Origin of the sequence: Streptomyces sp. 130 (assembly GCF_007096885.1) — a bacterium.
Lineage (GTDB): Bacteria > Actinomycetota > Actinomycetes > Streptomycetales > Streptomycetaceae > Streptomyces.
In genome coordinates this window covers 318,038-342,633 of sequence record NZ_VJNO01000001.1, presented here as the reverse complement: position 1 = coordinate 342,633, position 24,596 = coordinate 318,038, and the positions used below count along the sequence as shown (strand labels likewise).

Sequence of the window (24,596 nt, the reverse complement as noted above, 5' to 3'; positions counted from 1 at the left end):
ACCGGCTCACGCCGCCGGGAACCCCCGGTGGCCGGCCCCGTCGAGGTAAACGGAGCCGGAGCCTGGTGCCTGTGTGTGCCGGTGTCCGGTTCCCCAGGAGAGGCACCGCCCGCCATGACCGTACGCCGCAGCGCCGCCGCGCTCGCCGTCACCGCCGCAGCGCTCTGCGCGACCGCCGCCCCGGCCGCCGTCGCAGCGCCGTCTCCGTCCCCCTCGGCCGCGCTGCCCTCCGGGCTCTACGGCACCGGCGACCCGACGTACGACGGGGTGTGGCGGCAGTCGCTCGCGTTCCTCGCGCAGCAGGCCGTGGGGGTGACCCCGGCCACGAAGGCCGTCGACTGGCTGACCGGCCAGCAGTGCGACAGCGGCGCGTTCCCCGCCTACCGCCCGGACACCTCCGCGCCCTGCGACGCCAAGACGGTGGTCGACACCAACGCGACGGCCGCCGCAGCCCAGGCCCTGCGGGCGATCGGCGGCCACCAGGACGCCCTCGCGAACGCCGTCAGCTGGCTCAAGTCCGTCCAGAACGAGGACGGCGGCTGGGGCTACACCGCCGGCAGCCCCAGCGACGCGAACTCCACGTCCATCGTGATCGGCACCCTCGCCCGGGCCGGCGAGAAGCTGGGCGACGTCACGACGCACGGCGGCAAGACCCCGTACGCCGCGCTGCTCGCGTTCTCCATCCCCTGCGGCGGCAAGGACGGCGGCGCCTTCGCCTACCAGCCCGACAAGGCCGGCGAGCTCGCCGCCAACGGTGACGCCACCGCCGCCGGTGTCCTCGGCGCGCTCGGCAAGGGCCTGGTCGTCTCGGACAACGCGGCCGTGAAGGACCCCGCCTGCCACAAGGGCTCCCCGCTCGAACCGGAGCAGGCCGCGCAGAACGGCGCCTCCTACCTCGCGACCGCCCTCGCCAAGAGCGGCCACCTGGACCTGCCGAAGATGCCCGGCGCCGAGGACAGCGCCCCGCAGCCCGACTTCGGGAACACCGCCGACGCGGTCGTCGCCCTGTCCGCCGCCGGCCACAAGGACAAGGCGGCCGGCTCGGTCGCCTGGCTGAAGAAGAACTCCGCCGCCTGGGCGAAGCAGAGCGGTCCCGCCGCCTATGCCCAGCTGATCCTGGCCGCCCACGCCACCGGCGCCGATGTCCGCGACTTCGGCGGCGCCGACCTCGTCGCCCAGCTGAACGCGACCGGCCCCGAGCCGGCCGCCGTGAAGAAGCCGGAGCCGACGGCCACGGAGGACGAGGAGAAGAAGGACAGCGGCGACGGCGACGGCATCGGCGGCGTCTGGTGGTTCGTCGGCATCGGCCTCGCCGTCGGCGCGGGCGCCGGCTTCCTGATCAGCGGCCGCCGCAAGAACCAGCAGCTGTGAGCCGCGTCGCACGGGCCGCCGCGCTCCTGGCCGTCGGCGCCGTCCTGGCCGTGCTCGGGGCGGGCACGGCGCAGGCGGCGGGCTACCGCTACTGGTCGTTCTGGGAGGGCTCGGCGAACGGCTGGTCGTACGCCACCCAGGGGCCCTCGCTCGTCCGGCCCGAGGACGGCTCGGTGCAGGGCTTCCGGTTCTCGGTGAGCGCGGACTCGCAGGACGCCTCCAAGCCGCGCCGCGCCCCCGACTTCGCGAAGATCTGCGCGGACACCCCGGCGAAGGACGGCAGCAAGCGCGTCGCGGTCGTCATCGACCCGGGCACCGCGGCCGACGCGCCGGACGGGGAGACCCCGCCCGCGCCGCGCACCGCCTGCGCGCGGGTCGCAGAGGACGCGAGCGGCGCGGAGGCCCTGGCGGCGGTCGCCGAGCCGCTGCGCTACGACGCGAGCGCGATGCTCTGCGCGATCTCCGGCTACCCGGCCACCGGCTGCGGCGAGCAGGTCTCCGGCGACGGCGGAGGCAACGGCGAAGGCGACGGCGGCACGGAGGGCGGCGGCGCGGCGCCCACCCCGGCCTCCGCCGCCTCCTCCGGCGGTCACGCCGACGGCGGCCCGTCCGCCGGCGTCCTCGTCGGGATCGGCGCCGTCCTCCTCCTCGGCGTCGCCGCGGTCGCACAGGCCCGCCGCCGCCGCGGATGACCGGCCGGACGGCCGGCCGCACGGACACCGCCACGGACCGGCTCCCCGCCTGGCGCGCCCCCGCCGCGACCCGCTCCAACGCGGTGCCGGCCGGGGCGTGGTGGCTGTGGGCGCTGGGCTTGGCCACCGCCGCGTCCCGGACCACCAACCCGCTGCTGCTCGGCCTGCTGGTCGGGGTCGCGGGCTATGTGGTGGCCGCGCGCCGCACGGACGCGCCGTGGGCCCGGTCGTACGGGATGTTCATCCGGATCGGGCTCTTCGTGATCGCGGTCCGGCTGCTGTTCTCCGTCTTCCTCGGCTCCCCGATCCCCGGCACGCACACCCTGTTCACGCTGCCCGAGCTGCCGCTGCCCGACTGGGCGAAGGGCGTCCGGATCGGCGGCCGGGTCACCGCCGAGCAGCTGCTGTTCGCGCTGTACGACGGGGCGAAGCTGGCGGCCCTGCTGATCTGCGTCGGCGCGGCGAACTCCCTCGCCAACCCGGCCCGGCTGCTGAAGTCGCTGCCCGGCGCGCTGTACGAGGCCGGGGTCGCCGTCGTCGTGGCGATGACGTTCGCGCCGAACATGGTCGCCGACGTGCTGCGGCTGCGCACCGCCCGCCGGCTGCGCGGCCGGCCGACCGGTGGCGTGCGGGCCGTCCTCCAGATCGGGCTGCCGGTCCTGGAGGGCGCCCTCGAACGCTCGGTCGCCGTGGCCGCCTCCATGGACGCGCGCGGTTACGGACGGACCGCCCGGGTCCCGGCCGCCGTCCGCCACACCACGAACGTCCTCACGCTCGGCGGACTGCTCGGCGTGTGCGCCGGTACGTACGGGCTGCTCGCCGCCGAGGGCGCCGGCTACGGGGTGCCGCTGCTCGTGGCCGGTCTCCTCGCGGCGACGGCCGGGCTGCGGCTGGGCGGGGCGCGTTCGGTGCGGACCCGCTACCGGCCCGACCGGTGGGACGTGCGGGCCTGGCTGGTCGCCGGGTCCGGCGCGGCGGTCGCGGCGGCGATGATCTGGGCCGGGAACGCCGATCCGGCGGCCCTGCACCCCGGGGTCGTACCGCTGACCGCCCCCGTGCTGCCGCTGTGGCCGGCCGCCGCCGTACTCCTCGGGCTGCTTCCCGCGGGGGTCGCGCCCGTCCCGCCCTCCCCCGCAGGCTTCCAGGAGCAGGTGTGATCCGGTTCGACGATGTTTCGGTGCGGTACGACGGGGCCGGGCGCCCCACCCTCTCGGGGGTCGACCTGACGGTCCCGGAGGGTGAGCTGGTGCTGCTCGTCGGCCCGTCCGGGGTCGGCAAGTCGACGCTGCTCGGTGCCGTCTCGGGGCTCGTGCCGCACTTCACGGGCGGCCGGCTGACCGGGCGGGTCACCGTGGACGGGCGCGACACCCGGACGCACAAGCCCCGGGAGCTCGCGGACCTGGTCGGCACGGTGGGCCAGGACCCCCTGGCGCACTTCGTCACCGACACGGTCGAGGACGAGCTCGCCTACGGCATGGAGTCGCTGGGCCTGGCCCCGGACGTGATGCGGCGGCGGGTCGAGGAGACCCTGGACCTGCTGGGCCTGGCCGGGCTGCGCGACCGCCCGATCGCCACCCTGTCCGGGGGCCAGCAGCAGCGGGTCGCGATCGGCTCGGTCCTCACCCCGCACCCCCGGGTCCTGGTCCTGGACGAGCCGACGTCCGCACTGGACCCCGCCGCGGCCGAGGAGGTCCTCGCGGTCCTCCAGCGGCTCGTCCACGACCTGGGCACCACGGTCCTGATGGCGGAACACCGGCTGGAGCGCGTGGTGCAGTACGCGGACCAGGTCGTCCTGCTCCCCGCGCCGGGCGCCGCCCCGGTGATGGGCACGCCCGCCGAGATGATGGCCCGCTCCCCGGTGCACCCCCCGGTCGTCGCGCTCGGCCGCCTCGCGGGCTGGGAGCCGCTGCCCCTGACGGTCCGGGACGCCCGGCGCCGGGCCGGCGGCCTCCGCGACCGGCTGGCGGACCTGGCCCCCCGGCGTCCGGCACCGGAGGCGCCCGGCCGCTCCGGCGCCCCCGCGACCGCCCTCCCGCCCCGCCCCGCGCCGAGCCGGGGCCCCCTCGCCCGGCTGTTCCGGCGTGCCCCGCAGGAGGCCCCCGCACCCGCTCCCGCCCACGGGGGCGCCGCCGCCCGGGTCGAACGGCTCGGGGTGCGGCGGGGCCGGGTCGAGGCGCTGCGCCGGGTGTCGCTCACCGTGGGGGCCGGCGAGACCGTGGCCCTGATGGGGCGCAACGGCGCGGGCAAGTCCACGCTGCTCGGCGCCCTCGTCGGCATGGTGGAGCCGACCTCCGGCACCGTCCTGACCGGCGGCCTGCCCCCGCACCGGACCCCGCCGCGCGAGATGGTGCGCCGCGTCGGCCTCGTACCGCAGGAGCCGCGCGACCTGCTGTACGCGGACACGGTCGCCGCCGAGTGCGCGGCGGCGGACGCGGACGCCGGGGCGGAGCCGGGCAGCTGCCGGGCCCTGGTCTCGGAGCTGCTGCCGGGGGTGGCGGACGGCACGCACCCCCGCGATCTGTCCGAGGGGCAGCGCCTCGCCCTGGCCCTGGCCCTCGTGCTGACCGCCCGGCCGCCGCTGCTGCTCCTGGACGAGCCGACCCGGGGCCTGGATTACGCGGCGAAGGCCCGGCTGGTCGGGGTGTTGCGCGCACTGGCCGCCGAGGGCCACGCCATCGTGCTCGCCACCCATGACGTGGAGCTGGCCGCCGAGCTGGCGCACCGGGTGGTGATCCTCGCCGACGGGGAGGTCGTCGCGGACGGACCGACCGCCGACGTGGTGGTGTCGTCGCCCGCCTTCGCCCCGCAGACCGCCAAGATCCTCGCCCCGCAGGAATGGCTCACCGTTCCGCAGGTCCGCGCGGCCCTGGAGGGTGGCGCGTGAGCGGGGTGGAGAGGCGTGGCAGCCCGGTCCGGCTGGGCCCCCGGGCGGTCGTCGCGCTGGTGCTGATCAGCGCCGTCGGGATCGCCGCCTTCGGGTGGCCGCTGCTCGCGGACCGGGACTCGGGCCTCGCGCACGCGCAGGACGCGCCGGGGCTGTTCGCCGCGCTGCTGCCGCGGCTGGGCGGGGTGGTGGGCGCGATGATCGCGGACGCCGGGCGCGACGCGAAGGCGGTCGCGATGCTGGGGGTGCTGGCCGCGGTCGGGGCGGCGCTGCGCCCGCTGGGGGCGGGCACGGCGGGCCTGGAGCCGATGTTCTTCCTGATGGTGCTGAGCGGACGGGTGCTCGGGCCGGGCTTCGGTTTCGTGCTGGGGTCCGTGACGATGTTCGCGTCCGCGCTGCTGACCGGCGGGGTGGGTCCGTGGATGCCGTTCCAGATGCTGTCGATGAGCTGGTTCGCGATGGGCGCGGGGCTGCTGCCGGGCCCGGACCGGCTGCGCGGGCGCGGCGAGCTGCTGATGCTGGCGGCCTACGGGGCCGCCGCCTCGTTCGCGTACGGGACGGTCATGAATCTCTACGGGTGGACGATCGTGCCGGGCCTCGCCTCGGGCATCTCGTTCCGGCCGGGAGACCCGCTGGGCGACAACCTGGTCAGGTTCCTGGCGTACTGCGCGACGACCTCGCTGGGCTGGGACCTGGGCCGGGCCGTGCTCACGGTGGTGCTGACGCTGGCGGTCGGGGCGCCGCTGCTGAAGGCGCTGCGGCGGGCGACGCGGCGGGCTTCCTTCGAGGCCCGGGTCACATTCGGTGCCGGTGGCGAGTGAGGGCACCCACAGGACCTTGGTCCTCCACGAAGCGGGATAGGAGCCGCGCGCCCGGCTCACCGGGCCCGGCCGCTCCGCTCTGACCTGCTACGGAGCGGCTGGGGGCGGTGCGGACCTTCGGTCCCGGGTGCGAGGCGGGGCCGTAACGGGGGCCGTTGCCACGGCCGGACGGGCTCACTAAGACTGAATCCCGTCGCCGAGCGCCGCGGGGTCCCCACCGGGACCGCGGTCGACGAGCGCCGGTCCACGCAGGATGCGGACCGAGCCGCGACTCCCTGTTCCCGACCGTGAGGATTCCTGTGACGTTCGCCCGTGATCTCGTCGCCAAGCCCCGCACCGCCCGTCGCAAGGCCGCCGTCGCAGGCGCCTCCGTGCTGCTGGGCGCCACCGGCATCGGCCTGGGTGTCTCCCCGGCCATGGCGGCCCCGTCCGCAGCGCCGGCCTCCGCCGGGAGTGCCCAGGACACGGCGAAGCAGATGATCGGTGACGACGCCCAGTTCCAGTGCTTCAGCAACATCGTCGGCCACGAGAGCGGCTGGAACCCGAGCGCGACCAATGCCTCCTCCGGCGCGTACGGCCTGGTCCAGGCGCTGCCCGGTTCGAAGATGGCGTCCGCGGGCCCGGACTGGAAGACCAACCCCGGCACGCAGATCAAGTGGGGGCTGGACTACATGAACTCCCGCTACGGCAGCCCCTGCGGCGCCTGGTCCTTCTGGCAGGCCCACAACTGGTACTGAGCCGGCCCGGCCCGATCCGGTGACCCCGAAGCCCCGACCGCGCCCGCGGCCGGGGCTTCGGCCTGTCGGGGACCGGCCACCGTGCCGAACAGGCGTACGGGGATCATGGCGGTCATGCACGCCCTGCTCTCCGCGTTCGCCCCCATCTGGGTCCTGACCGGCATCGGTTACGCGGTCGGGCGCGGCGGGCTGCTCGGGGCGCAGGCGGAGGCCGTGCTCGGCCGGTTCGTCTTCCATGTGGCCATGCCCGCCGCGCTGTTCACGATGGTGTCGGGGGCGAGTCCGGACGTGTTCGCCCATCCGTCGATGGCGGCGTTCGCGGCGAGCACGGCGGTGGCGGCGGGGGCCGGTTTCGTCCTGGTCCGGCGGGTCTTCGGACGGGGGCGGGCCGACGCGGCGATCGGCGCCATGTCCGCGGGCCATGTGAACTCCGCGAACCTCGGCATCCCGGTGGCGGCGCAGGTGCTGGGCGATGCCACGTTCGTCGCGCAGGTCATCCTCTTCCAGGTGCTGGTGCTCTCGCCGGTGATCCTGACGCTGCTGGACTCCGGGACGCGCGGGGCGGACGGGCGGCGCCCCGGCGGCGGGGTGCGCCGGCTGCTCACCATGCCCCTGCGCAATCCGATCATCCTGGCCTCACTGCTCGGTGTGGCCGTCTCCGCGACCGGGCTGCGGCTGCCCGCCGCCGTGACGCACCCGTGCGACGTGCTGGGCGCGGCGGCGGTGCCGACGGCCCTGATCACGCTGGGCCTGTCGCTGCACCGGGGGCCGGGCGGCGGGGGCCGGGCGCGCCGGGAGCGGGCGGAGACCGCGACGGTGGTGGCCGTGAAGACGCTGGGCCAGCCGCTGGCCGCCCTGCTCGTCGCGGGCCCGCTGCTGCGCCTCCCGGACCACCAGCTGCTCGCGGTCGTGCTGTGCGCGGCGCTGCCCACCGCGCAGAACTCCTTCGTCTACGCCCGCGAGTACGGCCTCGGCACCGGGCTCGCCCGCGACGCGATCGTGGCCTCCACGCTGGTGTCGATGGTCACGCTGTCGGTGGCCGCGTGGGCGCTGGGGCCGTGAGCCGTTCGGGTGGCGCGGCCGGGGCGCCGGACGGATGCTGGAGGGGCGACGATCCACCCGGTGAAGGGGTGCGGGGACGCTGTTCCGTCCCCGCGCCCCCTTGTTCCGCCCGCAGCCGGCGCGGCCCCGCGAGGACGTGCACGAGGAGGAATCCGAGCGCGACGACGACCGCCCCGCCCACCGCGTCGAGCACCCAGTGATTGGCGGTCGCGACGATCGCGAAGACCGTGAAGAGCGGGTGCAGCGCCCCGAGCGCCTTCATCCACACCTTCGGGGCGAGCATCACGATGACGACCCCGCACCACAGGGACCAGCCGAAGTGCAGCGAGGGCATCGCCGCGTACTGGTTGGTGACCGCCGTCAGCGCCCCGTAGTCGGGCTGCGAGAAGTCCTGCACCCCGTGCACCGTGTCGATGAAGCCGAGCCCGGGCATGAGCCTCGGCGGAGCCAGCGGGTAGAGCCAGAAGCCGACGAGCGCGAGGAGCGTGGCGAAGCCGAGGGTGGACCGGGCCCAGCGGTAGTCGGCGGGGCGGCGCACGTACAGCACGGCGAGGATCGCCAGCGGGACGAGGAAGTGGAACGTCGAGTAGTAGTAGTCGAAGAAGTCCCGCAGCCGGCCGACGCCCGCGACCGCGTGGTTGATCCGGTGCTCGACGTCGATGTGCAGCCACTGTTCGAGCGAGTGGATCTGGTGGCCGTGCCGCTCGGCGGTGTCCCGCCCGGCCGTGGCGGCCAGCCTGACGTGCCCGTACGCGGAGTAGACGACGCGGATCAGGAGGAGTTCCAGGAGCAGGTTGGGCCGGCTGAGGACCCGCCGCCAGACCGGCAGCAGCGGCACCCGGCTCCAGCGGGCCGGGACCGGCTTCGCGTACGCGGTGGGCACGGGCTTGTGCCAGTACGGGGAGGTGCGCGGCAGGAAGGGCGTCACGCAGGCGGCCCCGAGCGCGGCGATCAGCAGCACGTTGTCGCGTACCGGGAACACCGCCCCGACGTTCGGCAGCAGCATCGTGCCCGGCAGGGTCGTCACCAGGACCACGACGGCCGGCCACACCAGCCGGTCGGAGGCGCTGCGGCCCGCCCGGCCGACCACGGCGAGCAGCACCCAGAGCAGCTGGTGCTGCCAGGCGGTGGGGGACACGGCGACGGCCACGCAGCCGGTCACGGCCACCGCGAGCAGCAGCTGCCCGTCGCGGGCGTACCGCACGGCGCGGCGCAGGCCGAGGACGCAGACGGCGGCGGCCAGCGCCAGGAACAGCGCGATCTCCAGCGGCCCGGCGAGACCCAGGCGCAGCAGCGCGCCGTGCAGGGACTGGTTGGCGAGGCTGTCCGCCTGGTCGCCGAGGCCCGCCCCGGCGACGTGGTGCACCCAGTACGTCCACGAGTCGTGCGGCATCGCGGCCCACGCCAGGGCCGTGCACGCGGCGAAGGCGCCGGCGGCGGTGAGCGCGCAGCGGCGTCTTCCGGTGAGCCACAGCAGGAGGGCGAAGAGCAGCACGGCCGGCTGGAGGGCGGCGGCGACCCCGATGAGCGCCCCGGCCCGGCGTTCCCCCCGGACGGCGAAGAGGCCGACGAGGACCAGGAGGACGGGCAGGATGCTGACCTGGCCGAGGTGGAAGGCGTTGCGCACCGGCAGTGACACCATCAGCAGGCTGATCGCGACGGGCGCGGCGAGCAGTGCGGTGCGCCGGCCGACGGGCCCCGGCAGGGCGCGGGCGGCGACCAGACCGAGGGCGACGACGAGCAGCAGCGAGCCGAAGGTCCAGGCGACCCCGAGGCTCTGTTCGGCGGTGCGGGTCAGTGGCTTGAGAACGAGCCCGGAGAACGGGGTGCCGGTGAACCGGTCGGTGTCGTACAGCGAACCGGTCACATGGAGCACCCCGTTCTCACCGATCCAGGTCTCCAGATCGGTGAGCCGTTCGCCCGGCGGCTGCCGCAGCACCACCGCCACCTGCCGGACGGCCAGCGCGGCCACGAGCAGCCAGAGCACCGCCCGTACCGTTCCGGTCCTCGCTCCCGCCGTCGCGCTCGTACTGCCACTGTGCTCCGCGTTCGCCACGCTGCGCCGACCCTCCCAAGGTCTGTCGCCGGCCGGTTGTCCGGCATGTGTGAAACCTTCGCATTGTGCTCTTGGGTAGACCCAATCAACCCCCTTTACGCCTGACTGTCACCCGGCTTCGGCCGAAAGTCCGCCCTCCAGGTGCGCGGCGGGCCCGGAACCGGCGGGGGTCCGCGCACGTCTGAGCCCGTGATCAGCAACGACGGGGAGGACGGAAGATGCGGCGCGCGGGGAGAAACGGAAGGACGGGGGGCTGGCCGGCCCGGGCGCTCGCCCTGCTCCTGATGCTGGTCTCGCTCCAGGCGGGGTCGCTGATCGCACCGGCGTACGCCTGCGGCTGCGGGGCGATGGTGGTGAACCGGAACAGCCAGGTGGCGGTCGACCGGGAGACGTCGGCGGTCGGCTGGGACGGCCGCACCGAGCAGATCGTGATGCAGCTGAGCGTCCGGGGGAACGCGCCGGACGCCGCCTGGATCATGCCGGTGCCGCACCGCGCCACGGTCGAGCTCGGTGACGCGGAGCTGTTCGACGAGCTGCGCGCCATCACCGCGCCGGTCACCGAGGAGCGGCACTACTTCTGGCCGCGCGACGAGGACTGGCCGCTCGGCGGTTCGGGGAACTCCGCCGGGGACAGTGCCGCCGGCCCGAAGGCGGGCGCCCCGGTCGACGTGGTCGGCCGGGAGCGGCTCGGCCCGTTCGACGTGGCCCGGCTGGCGGCGACCGACCCGGAGGCGCTGGAGAGCTGGCTGAAGGAGAACGGCTTCGAGCTGCCGGACCGCCTCGCCACGGCCCTGCGCCCGTACGTCGAGCAGAAGTGGGAGTACGTGGCGGTGCGCCTCGCGCCGGAGCAGCGGGGGTCCACGCTGAGCGGGACGCTCGACCCGCTGCGGCTGCGGTTCGCCAGCGACCGGCTGGTGTATCCGATGCGCCTGTCCAAGCTGGCCGCCACCCCGCAGTCCCTGGACCTCTACGTCCTGGCCGGCCACCGCATGGAACCGCGCGGCGCGATCGGCGGGCGGCCCCCGAAGGTCTCGTTCGCGGGCCGGGTGGACCCCGCGAACGAGCCGTACGAGGCGCTGGCGGCGGTCACCGGGGACAAGCCGGTCTTCCTGACGGCGATCGACCAGTACTTCCCCTCGCCCGAGCGGATCGACGGCGACCACGAACTGCGGGCGACCGCCGAGGACACCCCGTACCGGACCGTGGTGTACCGGGACACGCTGCTGACCTGGGCCGGACTGCCGGCCTGGCTGCTGACGCTGCTCGGCGGCGCGGTCGCGGTGGCCTCGGCCCTGCTGCTGGTCGTACGCGCCCGGCGGCGGCGCCCCGTGACGCCCCCGCCACCGGTCTTCACGCCGCCGCCGCTGCGCTAGGGCCTGTCCGGCGGATCTTCGTGGATCAGCCCGCGGCGTCTGGTGCGTCCCCAAGTTCTCGGCTCCGCTCGAACAGGGGAGACCCCACTTCTCGGCGTGCGCCCGGATCGCCCTCGTACTGGACGTACTCGGGTGATTCGGGCGTGCGGCGAGAGTGCGTGCCAGGCGTCGCGGGCCCGCGAAGATCCGCCGGACAGGCCCTAGCCGGCCTCGGGGTCCGAGGGGGCCCCGGCCTGCCAGCCGGCGAAGAGCGGGACCTCCTCGCCGGGGTCCAGGACGACGATGCCGAAGGGCCGGTCGAAGGCGAGGTGCAGGCGGCGCGGGGGCGGGCCCGGCTCCGCCCCCTCCGATGCGGGCTGCGCCGTCGCGGCGGCTGCGGACAGACCCTCCTCGGTCACCTGCAGCACGGCCTCCTGGACCGCCTCGGAGAGCATGAGCGGGGTGGCCGAAAGCCCGGAGAAGTCGGCGGCGGGGGTCGTCGCGAGGCGAATCCCGAGCGCCGGCAGGTGGTCGGCCGCCCGGATGTGCGTACGCAGGGTGAAGCGCGGGACCGCGATGGTCACGATGTGCGCGTTCAGGTCGGTCCGCGCCTCCTTGGGCGCCCAGGCCGCCGGCAGCACCTCGGCCGCGCCCTCGCCCGGCCGCCCCAGCACGAGGCGCGCCTTGACCGGCGGCGGCCCGCCCCGCCGCCCGGAGCAGCGCAGATTCAGGACGAACGCGCCGCCGGTCATCCAGACGTCCAGCGGCAGGGGCTTCCCGGACATCGTCGGCACCTGGTGGGTGACGCCGGCCGCGTCGGTGAACGGCCGGTCCCGGGTGGCCTCCCGGGCGAAGGGGATCGCCCAGTCCGTCCTGAGCGCGAGCGCGTTGACGAGCACCAGCATCGTCTGGGCGTCCACGGTCACCGGCAGCCGCTCGATGAGCCCGCCGGTCGCCTCCCGGACCCAGGCGTCGGCCTTGTCCGGGTCCATGGGCCCGAAGCCGATGTCCGGCAGCGCCTTCCGGAGCCTCCGGTGCACCTTCGTGCGCGTCCAGACCCGGGTCGCCACGGCCAGCCCTTCGGTGGCCGCCAGCGCGCGTGCCGTGGCCGTCGCCGCGCCGGCCGCATCGTCCCCGGCCACCCCGAGCACCGCCCGCAGCTCCTCGGCGGTCTCCCCGCGCGCCCCCGCCGCGAGGGCGGTCAGGGCCAGCCACAGCCCGGCGGGCGAGCAGACGAAGTCACCGCCCGGCCCGGCCAGCTCCCCGATCCACCGCTCGCCGAGCCGCCGGACCGCTCCGGCCCCGTTCTGCCCCGCCACCGCGCCGCCCCCTCGAAATCGCCTGGCTCATACACATGTGCGATAGCAAGAATGGCCCAATGACCTGGACCATGGCACCCGAACCCGTCGGCTCCCCGGACGCGGCCCTGCTCCGGCGGGACTACTACGCCGAGGTCGCCGGCCGCTACTGGGGCCGTCCGGCGACGGCCGAGGAGATCGACGCGGGGCTCACCGACGACGGCGCCGCGCTGCTGGCCGCCCCGACCGGTGACTTCGTCGTCGGCCGCCGCGGCGGGCGGGCCGCGGCCTGCGCGGGCCTGGTCCTCGTGGCCCCGGACACGGCGGAGCTCACCCGGGTCTACGTCCGCCCGGAGTTCCGGGGCACGGGCGGCGGCGGGCTGCTGCTCGCGGCGGTGGAGGGGCGGGCCCGGGCGCTGGGGGCGGCCCTGCTCCGGCTGGACACCCGGCACGACCTGGTGGAGGCCCGCGGCCTGTACGCGAAACACGGCTACCGGGAGGTCCCGGCGTTCAACCGGGGACCGTACGCGGAGCACTGGTTCGCGAAGGAACTGGAGGGCGCCGGGCGCCGGCCGGCTACACCGCCCCGTCCGGCGGAACTTCCCGGACCCACCGACGCCTGACGCACGCCAGGGCCCGTCCGGCGGATCGTCGTGGGCCCGCGACGCCCGGCACGCACCCCCGCCGCGCGCCCGCATCGCCCGAGTACGTCCAGTGCGAGGGCGATCCGGGCGCACGCCGGGCGCAGACCCCAGACGCCGCGCTGCGAGTCGATACACCTAGTCCCGTCCATACACCTAGTCCCGGTGCGGATGCCCCGCCGCGTGGTCGCGCTTGGGTTCGGGGCTGTGCGGGCGCTCCTTGCTCGACCCGCTGGTCTCCCGCGTCAGCTCGGAGACCAGCGCGACCAGGTCCGTCGGCCGGTCGGGCCCCCACCAGTCGCCCAGCAGCTCGGCGAGCGAGTCCTCGCGGGCCTGGGCGAGCTTCACCACCGCCTCCGCTCCCGGCTCGGTGAGCACCATCTGCACCCCGACGCGCCGGACGAGGCCGCGGCCCTCCAGCTGGCGGGCCGCGTCGTTGATCACCCGCAGCGGCACGGGGGCCACCTCGGCGAGCCGGGCGGGCTCCACCGTGCCGTGGCGCTTGATCCGCAGCAGCATCCAGCTCGCGGCGGGCAGCAGGTCGAAGCCCGCCTTCTCGGTGATCCTGACGTAGACCTCGCGACGGCCCTCCCGGGTGGCCAGCACCGACAGGGCCCGGGCGCACTCGTCGTACGAGGAGCGCTCGACCGGGTTAGACGCCAGGGTCTCGCTCGAATCCGGCGCGGTCACCGATCCGCGCAGCTTGTCCTCCTTGAGCAGCCAGGCGAAGAGGAAGGCGACCAGGACGACGGGCGCCGCGTACAGGAACACATCGGTGATCGACGTCGAGTACGCCTGGAGCACCGGCCCCCGCAGCGCGTCCGGCAGCCGCCCGATGGCGCGCGGGTCCGCGGCCAGGCTCTTCGCGTCGACGCCGGGCGGCAGCCGCCGGCCGGCGAGCGCGTCACCGAGTTTGTCGGTGAGCCGGTTGGTGAAGATGGTGCCGAAGATCGCCACGCCGAACGAGGCGCCGATGGACCGGAAGAACGTCGCCCCGGAGGTCGCCACGCCGAGGTCCCGGTACGAGACGGCGTTCTGCACGACCAGCACGAGGACCTGCATCACCAGGCCGAGCCCCGCGCCGAACACGAAGAAGTAGACGCTCATCTCCCAGGTGCCGCTGGACACCGTCAGCCGGTGCAGGAGCAGCAGCCCGATCGCGGTGATGCCGGTGCCGGCGATCGGGAACACCTTCCAGCGCCCCGTACGGCTGACGATCTGGCCGGAGACCGTGGAGGTGATGAGGAGCCCGAAGACCATGGGCAGCATGTGGACACCGGACATCGTCGGCGTGATGCCGTGCACGACCTGGAGGAAGGTCGGCAGATAGGTCATCGCGCCGAACATCGCGAAGCCCACGACGAAGCTGATCACGGCGACGAGGCTGAAGGTCCTGATCCGGAACAGCTTCAGCGGCAGCACCGGCTCGGTGGCGCGCCGCTCCACGAGCACGAACGCGACCAGGAGCACCACGGCGAGCACCGCGAGGCCGATGATCTTCCCCGATCCCCAGGGCCAGGTGGTGCCGCCGAGGGAGGCGACGAGGACGAGGCAGGTGGCGACCGAGGCGATGAGGAAGGTGCCGAGGTAGTCGATGGTGTGCTTCGTCCGGCGGACCGGGATGTGCAGCACGGCGGCGATCACGACGAGCGCGACGACGCCGATGGGGAGGTTGATGTAGAAGACCCAGCGCCAGCTGAGGTGCTGGGTGAAGAAGCCGCCGAGCAGCGGCCCGAGGACGCTCGTCGCGCCGAACACCGCACCGAACAGTCCCTGGTACTTGCCGCGTTCGCGGGGCGGGACGATGTCACCGACGATCGCCATCGACAGCACCATGAGTCCGCCGCCGCCGAGGCCCTGGAGGGCGCGGAAGGCGATCAGCTGGGGCATGTTCTGGGCGAGGCCGCAGAGCGCGGAGCCGATCAGGAAGATGACGATCGCGGTCTGGAACAGCTTCTTGCGCCCGTACTGGTCGCCCAGCTTCCCCCAGAGCGGCGTCGCGGCGGTCGAGGCCAGCAGATAGGCGGTGACCACCCACGACAGGTGTTCGAGTCCGCCGAGGTCGCTGACGATGGTGGGGAGCGCGGTGGAGACGATGGTCTGGTCGAGTGCCGCGAGCAGCATGCCGAGCAGCAGTGCGCCGATCGCCACCAGCACCGACCGTGTGGAGCGGTCCTCGCCGGGGGCTTGGGCCGTCGGGCTCAGCTGGGCCATGAGACATCTCCTCGGATCCGCTACACCACCATCCTGTCCGGTCTGTCCCGTTATGGCCTGCCGAGGGTCCATCCGATTGGGCTTCTCGGCGGCGGGCTGCATAATCGCAGGCAGTTCAAGGGGAGGGGACCCACGATGGCCGGACATATATGCCCGGAGTGCGGTACGGAGAGCAGACCCGGCGCCGGTCCGGGCTGCGCCTGCGCGGGCCGGGACACCGGTACGCCGGGTTACGTCACCGATGCGGAGCGGGCCGCCGCACAGCAGCGTGTCGCCGACGAGCACCACGCCGGCCGGTCCGCGGAGATGGCCGCGGCGGAGGACTTCGACCCGCTGCGCATCCGCCCGTACGTGACCCTGGGCGGTGACGCCGCCACGGCACCCCTGCGGGGCGCACCCCAGGGCTACGGCCCCGAGGGCGACGCCGCGACCACGATGCCGCTGTTCCTGGACCCGGCCGGCGCCGCACCCCAGGCGGAGGAGCCCGGCACCGCCCTCCTCCTCACCGGCCCGGACCCGGTGGCCCCGCGCCGCCGCAAGCCGTTCGCCGCGGTGGTCGCGGGGGCGGCCGTGGTCGCCGTGGTCGGCACGGCGGCCTTCGTCGGCGGGCTGTTCAACGGGGACGGCGGCGGGGAGGCCGACCTGGACCAGGCCCTGCCGTCCACGGTGACCAGCCTCCCCGAGGAGAGCGACGAGACCGCGCCCTCCGCCTCGCCCTCCGCCTCCGCCTCATCCAGCCGTTCCGCCTCCCCCACCTCGTCCGCGTCGGCCTCCGCGTCGCCGTCCGCCTCCCCCACCGCCTCCGCCTCACCCTCCCGCTCCGCCACCGCGTCCTCGTCGCCCCCCGGCGCGGGCGGCACGGCGTCCCCGTCGGCGACCGCGAGCAGCAGCGGCCCGGCCGAGGGCGTGGCCCCGCCCCCCGAATCGCAGGACGACGCCGGGACCCTGCGGCGGGGCGACCGGGGCGCGGAGGTCGCGGAGCTCCAGAACCGGCTCCGGGAGGTCTGGGTGTACAACGGCCCGGTCGACTCGGCCTACGGGGACCGCACGGAGAAGGCCGTGAGCGACCTCCAGACCTGGTGGAGCATCAAGGGCGACCCGGAGGGCGTCTACGGTCCGAACACCCGGAGCCGCCTGGAGGCGGTCACGACGGGGCGCGGGCGCCGCTGACGGGCCCCTCCCCGGAGGGGATTCGCATTCGCGAGCCCGTTTTTGTATCGTGATGGAACAAAGTGGTCCCCGCGCGCACACCCTGACCGGCGGGCGGGGGCCGCTTGATCTCCCGCGCCGCCTCCCCCGCGGCGTTCGCTTCCCCCCGCTCTGGAGCCCGCCCATGCCGGCCACCGCCCTCACCGCCCGCGCACTCCTGCTCGACATGGACGGCACCCTGGTGAACTCCGACGCCGTCGTGGAGCGCTGCTGGCGGCGCTGGGCGCTGCGCAACGGCCTGGACCCGGAAGAGGCGCTGAAGGTGGTCCACGGCAGGCAGGGCTACGCCACGATGGCGGTCCTGCTCCCGGAGCGCCCGATGGAGCAGAATTACGCGGACAACAAGGTGATGCTCGCCGAGGAGACCGCCGACACCGACGGGGTCGTCGCGATCGGCGGCGCCCCCGCGTTCATGGACGCCATCGCCGCCCTGCCGCACGCCCTGGTCACCTCGGCCGACCTGGCGCTGGCGACGGCCCGGATGGGCGCCGCCGGACTGCGGATGCCGGGCCTGCGCGTCACCGCCGAGAGCGTCGGCGCCAGCAAGCCGGACCCGGAGGGCTTCCTCAAGGGCGCGGCGGCGCTGGGCTTCGCCCCGGCGGACTGCGTGGTCTTCGAGGACTCCGAGGCGGGCATCGCGGCGGGCCGGGCGGCCGGCATGCGCGTGGTGGGCGTCGGCCCGCGCGCGGGGGCCCACTCGCCGGACGCCCATGTGGCCGACCTGACGCAGTTGCGCGTCGAGGCGGCGACGGACGGCACGATCACGCTGCACATCGAGGCGCGCTAGCCTCCCGACGAGGCACGCCAGCCTCCCGGAGGGGCACGCCCGCCCGCGACGAGGCACGGCAACCTCCGACGAGGCACGGCAGCCCCCCAGCGAGGCACGGTAGCCTCCGACAAGGCACGGCAGCCCCCCAGCGAGGCGCGCCAGCCCCCAACGAGGCGCGCCGGCCCCCGACGGAGGCGCCCCACGCCCTGCCGACTGCGCACGCCGGGGGCACGCCAGCCCCCACCGACCGGTCCGCTGACCCCACGTCAGACACCAGCGCCACGAACCTCCGTACGGCCCTCGCCCATCCCGGGCGGGGGCCGTTCGCGTGCGCTCCGCGCAGGTCACGGGCCCCGGCGCCGCGCCGGACCGGCTCACCGCGCCCGCGCGCACGGGCCCGTACGCCCCCCGCACCACGAACCCCTTCGTCAGATCCCTTGATGTGACGTGCCCATGTCGCCACCCTGTTACCTGGCGCCCACCCCACGGAAACCCGGCGCCGCCACCATGGCCGGGCCGTTCATGACAGCCCGCCCATATCCCCCCACATCAAGGGAGTTCGCATGTCAGGTGTCTACGCGCGTCGCATAGCCGTCCTCGCCGCATCCGCCGCACTCGCCGCCACCACCGGCCTGCTCACCGCGCCGAGCGCCCAGGCCGCCATGCCCACCCCGGTCTCCGCCTCCACCGCCCGCACCTATCTGAGCGAGCTGACCGTGCGGGCGGAGGGCTCCTCCAGCGGGTACAGCCGGGACAAGTTCCCGCACTGGATCACCCAGTCGGGAGCCTGCAACACCCGCGAGGTCGTCCTGAAGCGGGACGGCACGAACGTCACCCAGGACTCCAGCTGCGCGGCCACCGGCGGCAGTTGGTACTCGCCGTACGACGGCGCCACCTGGACCGCCGCGTCCGACCTGGACATCGACCACATGGTGCCGCTCGCCGAGGCGTGGCGCTCGGGCGCGTCCAGCTGGACCACCGCCCAACGGCAGGCGTACGCCAACGACTTGACCCGCCCGCAGCTGATCGCGGTCACGGACAACGTCAACCAGTCCAAGGGCGACCAGGACCCGGCGTCCTGGCTGCCGCCCCGCGCCGCGTACAAGTGCACCTATGTGCGCGCCTGGGTCCACGTGAAGCACTACTACAAGCTGTCCGTGGACTCGGCCGAGAAGTCGGCCCTGCAGTCCGCCCTCAGCGGCTGCTGAACCCGGGAACGGCCGACCGCGTTCCCAACCCCGGTGGCCCCACCGGCTGTTGCCCGTACGACGGGCCGGCCGGCGGGGCCGCCGACGTGTTTTCGGCCTACTACGGCTGTCCATGACAAGCCGCCCCGGAGCCGCGCGGCCGACCCGCGGGCCGACAGAGCGTCAACGGGGCGCGAGGGGCCCGGAACTCCCCGGAACTCCCGTGGGACTCCAGTGGAAACCGGGGGTGCCGTGGTGGGAGCGTCAACCGGCGCAACCGGACGCCCATGGCCGGAAAGCTGCGCCGCCATTGGTTCAGGCCAAGTAGCCGGACGTTACTGCCCAGTTCGGGGCGGTATTGGCACACCGGACGGCTCACAACAGCCCGTCGAATTCCAGCCAGTCGACAGAACGTTGAACTTGCAAGTATTGGTGAGGTCTACCTAATCTTTTGCGCCCAGTCGGTTCACGTCCCCACCAGACCGAAGGAGCCATCCCCCCATGACCCCACACCTCCACCGGGCACAGCCCTATGTCCTCGCGCTCTTCCGCATCGTCGTCGGCGGCCTCTTCGCCTGCCACGGCGCGGCCTCGGTCTTCGGCGTCCTCGGCGGCGCCCACGGCGGCGGCTCCATAGCCGCCGGCACCTGGCCGGGCTGGTACGCGGCGGTGATCCAGCTCGTCGGCGGCACCCTCGTGGCCCTGGGCCTCGGCACCCGCCTCGCCGCCCTGATCTCGTCCGGCTCCATGGCCTACGCCTACTTCACGGTCCACCAGTCCAACGCCCTCTTCCCCATCCAGAACGGCGGCGAACCGTCGGCCGTCTACTGCTGGGTCTTCCTGCTCCTCGTCTTCACCGGCCCCGGCGCCTTCGCCCTGGACAACCTCCTCACCGCCCGCACCCCGGACCGCCAGGACCGGGACCACACCCCCGAACAGAGCTCCCCGGTCGCCGTCTGACCCTCTCCCCGCTCCCCCGGGCCCGCCGACCGACCGGGCCCCGCACCCCCCCCGCGTACCGCCGGGAAAACCGCTCCCCGGCGGTACGCGGTCGAGCCGGCCTCGACCGGGGTGCCCAACATCACGCATATATATGGATCACCGGGTGAACGGCGGGCGTACGCTGTATAGCCGACCCTGCCGCTCCTGCCGCTCCCCTGCGACGTCGCGGCGTTGTAACCGATCGGGGAGTAGAAGGTGCTCGAGAGTGTGGGTGCGCTGACCGGCAGCCCATGGATCTACGTCGCGGTCGCCCTCTCCGTGCTGCTGGACGTCTTCCTCCCCGTACTGCCCAGCGGCGTGCTGGTGATCACCGCCGCCACGGCCGCCGCGGCCGGCACCACCGGTGTCGCCGCCGACGCGGCGGGCGCCGCCCGTCACGTGACCGAGGTCCCCTCCCTGCTGGCCCTCGTCCTGTGCGCCGCCACCGCCTCGGTGCTCGGCGACTTCGCCGCGTACCGGCTGGCCCGGCACGGCGGCGAGCGGCTGGACCGCGCGATCGCCCGCTCCCGCCGCCTGACCTCCGCGCAGGAGCGCCTCGGCGCCGCCCTGAGCCGGGGCGGCGGCATCCTCGTCGTGATCGCGCGCTTCGCCCCGGCCGGGCGCTCGGTCGTCTCGCTGGGGGCGGGCGCCGCGCACCGCAAGGCGAAGGAATTCCTGCCCTGGTCGGCCGTCGCGGGCGTGGCCTGGGCCGGCTACAGCGTGGGGCTCGGCTACTTCGGCGCGCAGTGGCTGGGCGCGAGCTGGCTGGGCACGGCCGTCTCGGTCCTCGCCCTGTTCCTCGCGGGCTCCTTCGCCGCGCTGCTCATGCGGCGCCCGGCCGCCGCCGCAGCCGCAGCCGCCGCGCCCCCTATGGCGTCCTGACGCCACCCCGTATCTCCAGGCCGTCGAGCAGCCGGGCGGTCGCCTCGGCGATCTCGTCCACGGCACGGTCGAAGACTTCCCTGTTGTGCGCGGCCGGGGCGCGGAAGCCGGAAACCTTGCGGACGAACTGCAGAGCGGCGGCGCGGATGTCGTCCTCGGTGGCCTCTTCGGGCAGGGCGGGCGGTCGGAGCGTCTTGATACTGCGGCACATGCCTCCAGTGTGACCCTCGCCACTGACAACGGCACACACCCGGCCGGCGGGGGCCGCTCAGATGACCGGCTTGCGGGCCGTGCACAGGGCCCAGATGACGAAGGTGTCGATGGCGAGCGAGACCACGGCCCAGACGGGCTGGTAGGGCAGCCACATGAAGTTGGCGATCATATTGAGCGCCGCGAGCCCCACGCCGGCCCCGCGCGCCCAGGCGAAGCCCCTGAGGATGCCCCAGCCGACGACGGCGATGAGGATGCCGAGGATGAGGTGGATCCAGCCCCAGGCCGTCACGTTGAACTTGAAGACGTAGTCGTTGATCCGCGCGTACACGTCGTCCGACGCGATACCGGCGATGCCCTTGATCGCGTCGAGCACCCCGTCCACCAGCAGCAGCACACCGGCGAACATGATCCCGCCGGACGCCCAGGGGTTCTCGTCCCCCGTGCGCGGGGTGGCGGGCGAGGAGGGGGTGCCCGGCGGGGGCGCGGTCTGTGCCATGAGGACTCCAGAGCGGTGGGACGTACAGGTCAGACCGACCTTGCGCCGCCTTTCCCGGTACGGCTACGTGGAAACACCCGTACGGGTGACGCCCCGGCCCCCGCCGCGTCCCCGGCCCCCGCCGCGTCCCCGGCCCCCGCCGCCGCGCGGCCGGCCGGACGTGCCGAGGACGACGCACACCGTGGCGACGAGGAGCACCACCGCCACGACCCGCAGCCCGTCGGACATCGCCGCGGCGAAGGCGGCGGCGTGGCCGGCCCCGGTGCGGCCCGTGCCGGCCCCGGACGCCGGCACGGTGCCGACGACGGCGGCCCCCAGCGCCGCCCCGGTCTCGCGCGCCGCCGTGTTGAGCCCGGAGCCGAGCCCGCCGCGGTGCGCGGGCGGCCCGACGACGACGGCCGCGGTCAGCGCGGGCGGGCAGGGCCCCGTACCGGCGGAGATGACGAGGAGGTGGCCGGCGTACAGGGCGTACGGCGTGCCGCCGTCGGCGGTCGAGACGAGGAGCAGGCCCAGGCCGATGACCGCGAGTCCGCCGCCCGCCACCGGCCGGATGCCGTACCGGTCCTGCCGGCGCGTCCCGAACTCCGGCATGCCGGCCATCCCGACGGTCAGCGGCACGATCGCCACCCCGGCGCGGCCGGGCACAGGGTCCGGTGGACACCGCGCTCGCGGGACTCGGACTGAGCAGGCGGGTCGTGGCCCGCGCGGGCACCCCGCCGTCGTTGCTGTTCGTCCTGCTCGACAGCGATCCGGTCGGCCTCACGCCCCTCCGCACGCGCCCGCTGACGGACCCCCCGGGGCTGCGGACCTCCGAGATTCCCTTCCCGCTGCCGCCGCTCGGCTCGCCATCGGCACGGTCTGGCACCCGCGCCACGACGCGGACCCGGCGCACGCCTGGCTGCGGCAGTGCTTCCGGCAGCCGGCCCGCGAAGAGGCGCCGGACGGCGGCGCCGGAAATCCGCTGTTCCCCGTCCCGCCGGGCGGCTAACCTCCTCTCGTCCGACGGCCCGAGGAGGGAAAGTTGCCCGGTAGCCCGCGCACGCGCTGACGTCTTCTGGAACGACCCGTCATCGCGTGCTGCCTTCGAGCGCGGCACAGCGAGCCCTTCCCGCCTGCCCACCGACGCACACCTCCACGTCGGGTGGTGGCGGAGCCTTGCCGTCCGCTGTTCAAGGGGCCACCGTGCATCCCGTTTCCCGTACCCCCTCCCCCGTACTCCGGCGGGACTCCGACTTCCTGCGCCTGTGGGCCGGGCAGACCGCGTCCCAGTTCGGCGAGCAGGCGCTCCTGGTCGTCCTGCCGCTCGTCGCCGTCGTCTCGCTGCACGCCGACGCGGGTGCGCTCGGCCTGCTGCGCGCGGTGGAACAGGCGCCGATCCTGCTGCTCTCGCTGTTCGCGGGCGCGTGGGCGGACCGCCGCCGCACCCGTACGGTCATGGTGGCGGCGGACTTCGGCCGGGCGCTGGCCCTGGCGGCGGTTCCGCTGGCATATCTCCTCGGCGTGCTCGGGCTGCCGGTCCTGCTCGTGGTGGCCGCCCTGCTCGGGATGGGCAGCGTGTTCTTCGACGTGGCCTACCAGGCGTCGCTGGTACGGCTGGTGGACCGCGAGCTGCTGATGCGGGGAAACAGCGCGCTGGAGGGCAGCAGGTCGGCGGCGCGGATCGGCGGCCCGGCGCTCGGCGGGGCGCTGATGTCGGTGTTCTCGCCGCTGCTCGCGGTCGTCACCGGTGCGTGCTTCTTCGTGCTGTCGGCCGTGTCGATCGGCCGCATCCGCCGCCCGGAACGCGTGCCCGTGCCCGCCGGGGCCCCCGCGCCGGTCCTGCGGCGCATCCACGAAGGACTCCGCTTCGTGGCCCGGCACCCGGCGCTGCGTGCGGTGGGGCTGGCGTCGGCCCTGTTCCAGTTCTCGCTGGCCGCGCTGATGACCGTCTATCTGCTGTTCCTGCCGCGCGAACTGGGCCTGTCGGGCGCCGAGGTGGGCCTGGCGCTCGCGGCCACGGGCCCGGGGGCCGTGCTGGGGTCACTGCTCGCGGCGAGGCTGCCGGAGCGGCTGGGGTACGGCGTGGTGCTGGTGGGGTCGGCGGTTCTGGCGGACGGCGTGATGCTCGGCGTCCCGGCGCTGCACGGCTCCGGGCCCCTCGTCCTGCCCGCCCTGATGGCCGTCAACCTCGTCTTCGGTACGTTCGGTCAGCTGGTCAACGTCACGGTGATGTCCGTACGGCAGGCGGTCACCCCGGTCCGCATCCAGGCCCGGGTGGTGGCGACGATCAACTTCGCGGGGATGGGCCTCACCCCCTTCGGCTCCCTGCTCGGCGGCTTCCTGGCGAGTACGTGGGGCCTGCGCCCGAGCCTCCTCGTCACGGCGGTCGGGCTCGCCCTCTCCCCGCTGTTCATGGCGCTCTCCCCCTTGGCCCGGCTGGGGAAGGCCCTCCCCGTCGCAGCCCAGGGCGGCCCGTCATATGCCGGTGAGTGACCCATGCTGGCGTACGATACGGGCATGAGCGAACGCGCGATGCAGGAACCGACCCTCCTCCTCCTGACCGCCCTGGCGGACGAGCCCCGGCACGGTTACGCCATCGCGCGCGAGGTCGAGACGATCTCCGGCGGCCGGGTGAAGATGCGCACCGGCACGCTGTACGGGGCGCTGGAGCGCCTGCTGAACGAGGGCCTGATCGAGGTGCACGCGGAGGAGGTCGTGGACAGCCGGCTCCGCCGCACCTACACGCTCACCGCCACCGGCCGGGAGACCCTGGCCGCCGAGGCCCGCCGGATCGCCGCCACCGCACGCGAGGCCACCCGGCGCCTGGGTGCCGCCGGAAAGCCGGCCACCACGTGAGCACTCCGCTGCTGCGGCTCTACCCGGCCCGTTACCGCCGGACCTTCGGGGACGACATCGCGGAGGCGTACCGCGAGGCCACCGAGGGCGCGGGCCGGACCGCCCGGTTCCGGGAGGCGGCCGATCTCGTGGCGCACGCGCTGCGGATGCGGATGCGGCTGGGGTCCGCGCAGCGCGCCGGGCGCCTGTTCGCCGCCGCCGCGCCCTTCGCGCTGGCCGCGACGGCCGCGTACGCCGCCTTCGGTCTGGTCTCGATGCTCGCGGACTGGCGGCTGAGCGGAAACCCGGACTTCCTGGTCCCGCTCAGCTACGTCATGACCGGCTGCGAACTGGTGACGCTGGCGGGAGCGGTCCTGGCGCTGGGCGGGCGTTTCGCGGCGGGCGCGTGGTGCGCGTTCGCCGCCACGCTGGCCCAGGAGCTCGCGCTCGTCGCGGTCCCCCTGACGGCCGGGGCGCCGCCCCCGCCCGCCGCCGTCCCGTATCTCCTGGCCCCGGTCGCGGTGGCCGCCCTGCCGCTGGCCTGCCCGCCGGACCTGCGCCCGCCCGGCCGCGCCCTGGACGCCACGGCGCGTGTCGCGCTGGTGCTGTGGACGGGGCTCGCGGTGGCGGCGCTGGCCCTGACGGATACCGGCGGCCATCTGGCGGCCGTCGCCTGGCGGTTGGGCCTCCCGACGGCCGCCGCCCTGCTCCTCGCGGGCCGCCCGGCGCTGTCCCGGCTGCACACCCCCGGCCGCTTCGCGCTGGCCGGAGCGCCGTTCGTGGCGATGGGGTACTGCGCGGGGGTGGTGGACCGGGGCACCGTGGTCCCGGCCCTGGCGGTCGTCGCTGCGGCGGGGGTGACGCTGCGGCTGTGGCGGCTGCGGGGCGGGGCGAGCACGGGCTGAGGACGCGGGGGC

23 protein-coding genes are annotated in these 24,596 nt (G+C 74.8%); 17 read left to right on the top strand and 6 right to left on the bottom strand.

The annotated features are described in order from the left end of the window. Window positions 1-114 precede the first annotated feature (114 nt). The 7 genes from FKN01_RS01680 (at window position 115) to FKN01_RS01650 (ending at window position 7,567) form a co-directional block, all read left to right on the top strand. Window positions 115-1,371 carry a prenyltransferase/squalene oxidase repeat-containing protein gene (locus tag FKN01_RS01680; RefSeq protein WP_143615857.1) on the top strand — a complete coding sequence of 419 codons (1,257 nt, stop codon included), beginning with the start codon at window positions 115-117 and terminating at the stop codon, window positions 1,369-1,371. Then, entirely contained in the window at window positions 1,368-2,063 is a 696-nt protein-coding gene (locus tag FKN01_RS01675) for an SCO2322 family protein (protein ID WP_143615856.1), read from the top strand. The genes FKN01_RS01680 and FKN01_RS01675 overlap by 4 nt, the downstream gene beginning before the upstream one ends. Continuing rightward, entirely contained in the window at window positions 2,060-3,220 is a 1,161-nt protein-coding gene (locus FKN01_RS01670) for an energy-coupling factor transporter transmembrane protein EcfT (protein ID WP_143615855.1), read from the top strand. Before FKN01_RS01675 ends, FKN01_RS01670 begins: the two co-directional genes overlap by 4 nt. Beyond that, a complete protein-coding gene (locus FKN01_RS01665) occupies window positions 3,217-4,947 on the top strand; it encodes an ABC transporter ATP-binding protein (RefSeq protein WP_143615854.1) in 1,731 nt (576 codons plus the stop codon). The genes FKN01_RS01670 and FKN01_RS01665 overlap by 4 nt, the downstream gene beginning before the upstream one ends. Next, entirely contained in the window at window positions 4,899-5,768 is an 870-nt protein-coding gene (locus FKN01_RS01660; protein WP_398930615.1) for an ECF transporter S component, read from the top strand. The genes FKN01_RS01665 and FKN01_RS01660 overlap by 49 nt, the downstream gene beginning before the upstream one ends. Before the next feature lie 299 nt (window positions 5,769-6,067). Beyond that, on the top strand, window positions 6,068-6,505 hold the full coding sequence (locus tag FKN01_RS01655) for a transglycosylase SLT domain-containing protein (protein ID WP_143615852.1): 438 nt from the start codon (window positions 6,068-6,070) through the stop codon (window positions 6,503-6,505). 81 nt (window positions 6,506-6,586) lie between these two features. Further along, window positions 6,587-7,567 carry an AEC family transporter gene (locus FKN01_RS01650; protein WP_260696735.1) on the top strand — a complete coding sequence of 327 codons (981 nt, stop codon included), beginning with the start codon at window positions 6,587-6,589 and terminating at the stop codon, window positions 7,565-7,567. On the opposite strand, the gene FKN01_RS01645 is transcribed toward FKN01_RS01650, so the two are convergent. Further along, entirely contained in the window at window positions 7,530-9,554 is a 2,025-nt protein-coding gene (locus FKN01_RS01645) for a bifunctional glycosyltransferase 87/phosphatase PAP2 family protein (RefSeq protein WP_143615851.1), read from the bottom strand. The two genes, FKN01_RS01650 and FKN01_RS01645, sit on opposite strands and share 38 nt — an antisense overlap. 353 nt (window positions 9,555-9,907) lie before the next feature. Between FKN01_RS01645 and FKN01_RS01640 the strand changes: the two genes are divergently transcribed. Beyond that, window positions 9,908-10,996 carry a DUF2330 domain-containing protein gene (locus tag FKN01_RS01640; protein ID WP_143615989.1) on the top strand — a complete coding sequence of 363 codons (1,089 nt, stop codon included), beginning with the start codon at window positions 9,908-9,910 and terminating at the stop codon, window positions 10,994-10,996. A gap of 200 nt (window positions 10,997-11,196) precedes the next feature. Here the strand turns inward: FKN01_RS01640 and FKN01_RS01630 are convergent, their stop codons facing one another. Then, window positions 11,197-12,294: a serpin family protein gene (locus FKN01_RS01630; protein WP_143615850.1), complete on the bottom strand. Its 1,098-nt coding sequence runs from the start codon at window positions 12,292-12,294 to the stop codon at window positions 11,197-11,199. 59 nt (window positions 12,295-12,353) lie between these two features. Between FKN01_RS01630 and FKN01_RS01625 the strand changes: the two genes are divergently transcribed. Next, window positions 12,354-12,896 carry a GNAT family N-acetyltransferase gene (locus tag FKN01_RS01625; RefSeq protein WP_143615849.1) on the top strand — a complete coding sequence of 181 codons (543 nt, stop codon included), beginning with the start codon at window positions 12,354-12,356 and terminating at the stop codon, window positions 12,894-12,896. Window positions 12,897-13,070: 174 nt separating this feature from the next. Here FKN01_RS01625 and FKN01_RS01620 read toward each other — a convergent pair whose 3' ends face one another. Next, window positions 13,071-15,128 carry an MDR family MFS transporter gene (locus tag FKN01_RS01620; RefSeq protein WP_143615848.1) on the bottom strand — a complete coding sequence of 686 codons (2,058 nt, stop codon included), beginning with the start codon at window positions 15,126-15,128 and terminating at the stop codon, window positions 13,071-13,073. 135 nt (window positions 15,129-15,263) lie between these two features. On the opposite strand from FKN01_RS01620, the gene FKN01_RS01615 reads away from it, so the two are divergent. The 5 genes from FKN01_RS01615 (at window position 15,264) to FKN01_RS01595 (ending at window position 20,156) form a co-directional block, all read left to right on the top strand. Next, on the top strand, window positions 15,264-16,298 hold the full coding sequence (locus FKN01_RS01615; RefSeq protein ID WP_143615847.1) for a peptidoglycan-binding protein: 1,035 nt from the start codon (window positions 15,264-15,266) through the stop codon (window positions 16,296-16,298). 163 nt (window positions 16,299-16,461) lie between these two features. Next, the gene (locus tag FKN01_RS01610; RefSeq protein ID WP_143615846.1) at window positions 16,462-17,124 is read left to right on the top strand and encodes an HAD-IA family hydrolase; all 663 of its coding nucleotides are present in this window, start codon (window positions 16,462-16,464) and stop codon (window positions 17,122-17,124) included. Between the two features lie 545 nt (window positions 17,125-17,669). After that, window positions 17,670-18,314: an HNH endonuclease family protein gene (locus FKN01_RS01605; protein WP_143615845.1), complete on the top strand. Its 645-nt coding sequence runs from the start codon at window positions 17,670-17,672 to the stop codon at window positions 18,312-18,314. 480 nt (window positions 18,315-18,794) lie between these two features. Then, entirely contained in the window at window positions 18,795-19,253 is a 459-nt protein-coding gene (locus FKN01_RS01600) for a DoxX family protein (protein ID WP_143615844.1), read from the top strand. Window positions 19,254-19,490: 237 nt separating this feature from the next. After that, on the top strand, window positions 19,491-20,156 hold the full coding sequence (locus FKN01_RS01595; protein ID WP_143615843.1) for a DedA family protein: 666 nt from the start codon (window positions 19,491-19,493) through the stop codon (window positions 20,154-20,156). On the opposite strand, the gene FKN01_RS01590 is transcribed toward FKN01_RS01595, so the two are convergent. From FKN01_RS01590 to FKN01_RS01580, 3 genes are all read right to left on the bottom strand, one after another. Continuing rightward, on the bottom strand, window positions 20,143-20,367 hold the full coding sequence (locus tag FKN01_RS01590) for a DUF2277 domain-containing protein (protein WP_018103380.1): 225 nt from the start codon (window positions 20,365-20,367) through the stop codon (window positions 20,143-20,145). The genes FKN01_RS01595 and FKN01_RS01590 overlap by 14 nt on opposite strands. Before the next feature lie 57 nt (window positions 20,368-20,424). After that, window positions 20,425-20,865, bottom strand: a complete 441-nt coding sequence (locus FKN01_RS01585; RefSeq protein ID WP_143615842.1) for a hypothetical protein — start codon at window positions 20,863-20,865, stop codon at window positions 20,425-20,427. A gap of 63 nt (window positions 20,866-20,928) precedes the next feature. Further along, on the bottom strand, window positions 20,929-21,483 hold the full coding sequence (locus FKN01_RS01580; RefSeq protein WP_398930603.1) for a hypothetical protein: 555 nt from the start codon (window positions 21,481-21,483) through the stop codon (window positions 20,929-20,931). Between the two features lie 564 nt (window positions 21,484-22,047). Between FKN01_RS01580 and FKN01_RS01570 the strand changes: the two genes are divergently transcribed. From FKN01_RS01570 to FKN01_RS01560, 3 genes are read left to right on the top strand one after another with little or no spacing between them, the layout of a single operon-like run. After that, a complete protein-coding gene (locus tag FKN01_RS01570; RefSeq protein WP_143615841.1) occupies window positions 22,048-23,337 on the top strand; it encodes an MFS transporter in 1,290 nt (429 codons plus the stop codon). 24 nt (window positions 23,338-23,361) lie between these two features. Beyond that, the gene (locus tag FKN01_RS01565; protein ID WP_143615840.1) at window positions 23,362-23,700 is read left to right on the top strand and encodes a PadR family transcriptional regulator; all 339 of its coding nucleotides are present in this window, start codon (window positions 23,362-23,364) and stop codon (window positions 23,698-23,700) included. Beyond that, a complete protein-coding gene (locus tag FKN01_RS01560) occupies window positions 23,697-24,584 on the top strand; it encodes a hypothetical protein (RefSeq protein ID WP_143615839.1) in 888 nt (295 codons plus the stop codon). Before FKN01_RS01565 ends, FKN01_RS01560 begins: the two co-directional genes overlap by 4 nt. Window positions 24,585-24,596: the final 12 nt, after the last annotated feature.

Excerpts from the sequence above, each read along its gene's own strand:
- FKN01_RS01680 (WP_143615857.1), top strand. The coding sequence starts at position 115 with ATGACCGTACGCCGCAGCGCCGCCGCGCTCGCCGTCACCGCCGCAGCG.
- FKN01_RS01670 (WP_143615855.1), top strand. The coding sequence starts at position 2,060 with ATGACCGGCCGGACGGCCGGCCGCACGGACACCGCCACGGACCGGCTC.
- FKN01_RS01660 (WP_398930615.1), top strand. The coding sequence starts at position 4,899 with ATGGCTCACCGTTCCGCAGGTCCGCGCGGCCCTGGAGGGTGGCGCGTG.
- FKN01_RS01640 (WP_143615989.1), top strand. The coding sequence starts at position 9,908 with ATGCTGGTCTCGCTCCAGGCGGGGTCGCTGATCGCACCGGCGTACGCC.
- FKN01_RS01625 (WP_143615849.1), top strand. The coding sequence starts at position 12,354 with ATGACCTGGACCATGGCACCCGAACCCGTCGGCTCCCCGGACGCGGCC.
- FKN01_RS01620 (WP_143615848.1), bottom strand. The coding sequence starts at position 15,128 with ATGGCCCAGCTGAGCCCGACGGCCCAAGCCCCCGGCGAGGACCGCTCC.
- FKN01_RS01615 (WP_143615847.1), top strand. The coding sequence starts at position 15,264 with ATGGCCGGACATATATGCCCGGAGTGCGGTACGGAGAGCAGACCCGGC.
- FKN01_RS01610 (WP_143615846.1), top strand. The coding sequence starts at position 16,462 with ATGCCGGCCACCGCCCTCACCGCCCGCGCACTCCTGCTCGACATGGAC.
- FKN01_RS01605 (WP_143615845.1), top strand. The coding sequence starts at position 17,670 with ATGTCAGGTGTCTACGCGCGTCGCATAGCCGTCCTCGCCGCATCCGCC.
- FKN01_RS01600 (WP_143615844.1), top strand. The coding sequence starts at position 18,795 with ATGACCCCACACCTCCACCGGGCACAGCCCTATGTCCTCGCGCTCTTC.
- FKN01_RS01590 (WP_018103380.1), bottom strand. The coding sequence starts at position 20,367 with ATGTGCCGCAGTATCAAGACGCTCCGACCGCCCGCCCTGCCCGAAGAG.
- FKN01_RS01585 (WP_143615842.1), bottom strand. The coding sequence starts at position 20,865 with ATGGCACAGACCGCGCCCCCGCCGGGCACCCCCTCCTCGCCCGCCACC.
- FKN01_RS01565 (WP_143615840.1), top strand. The coding sequence starts at position 23,362 with ATGAGCGAACGCGCGATGCAGGAACCGACCCTCCTCCTCCTGACCGCC.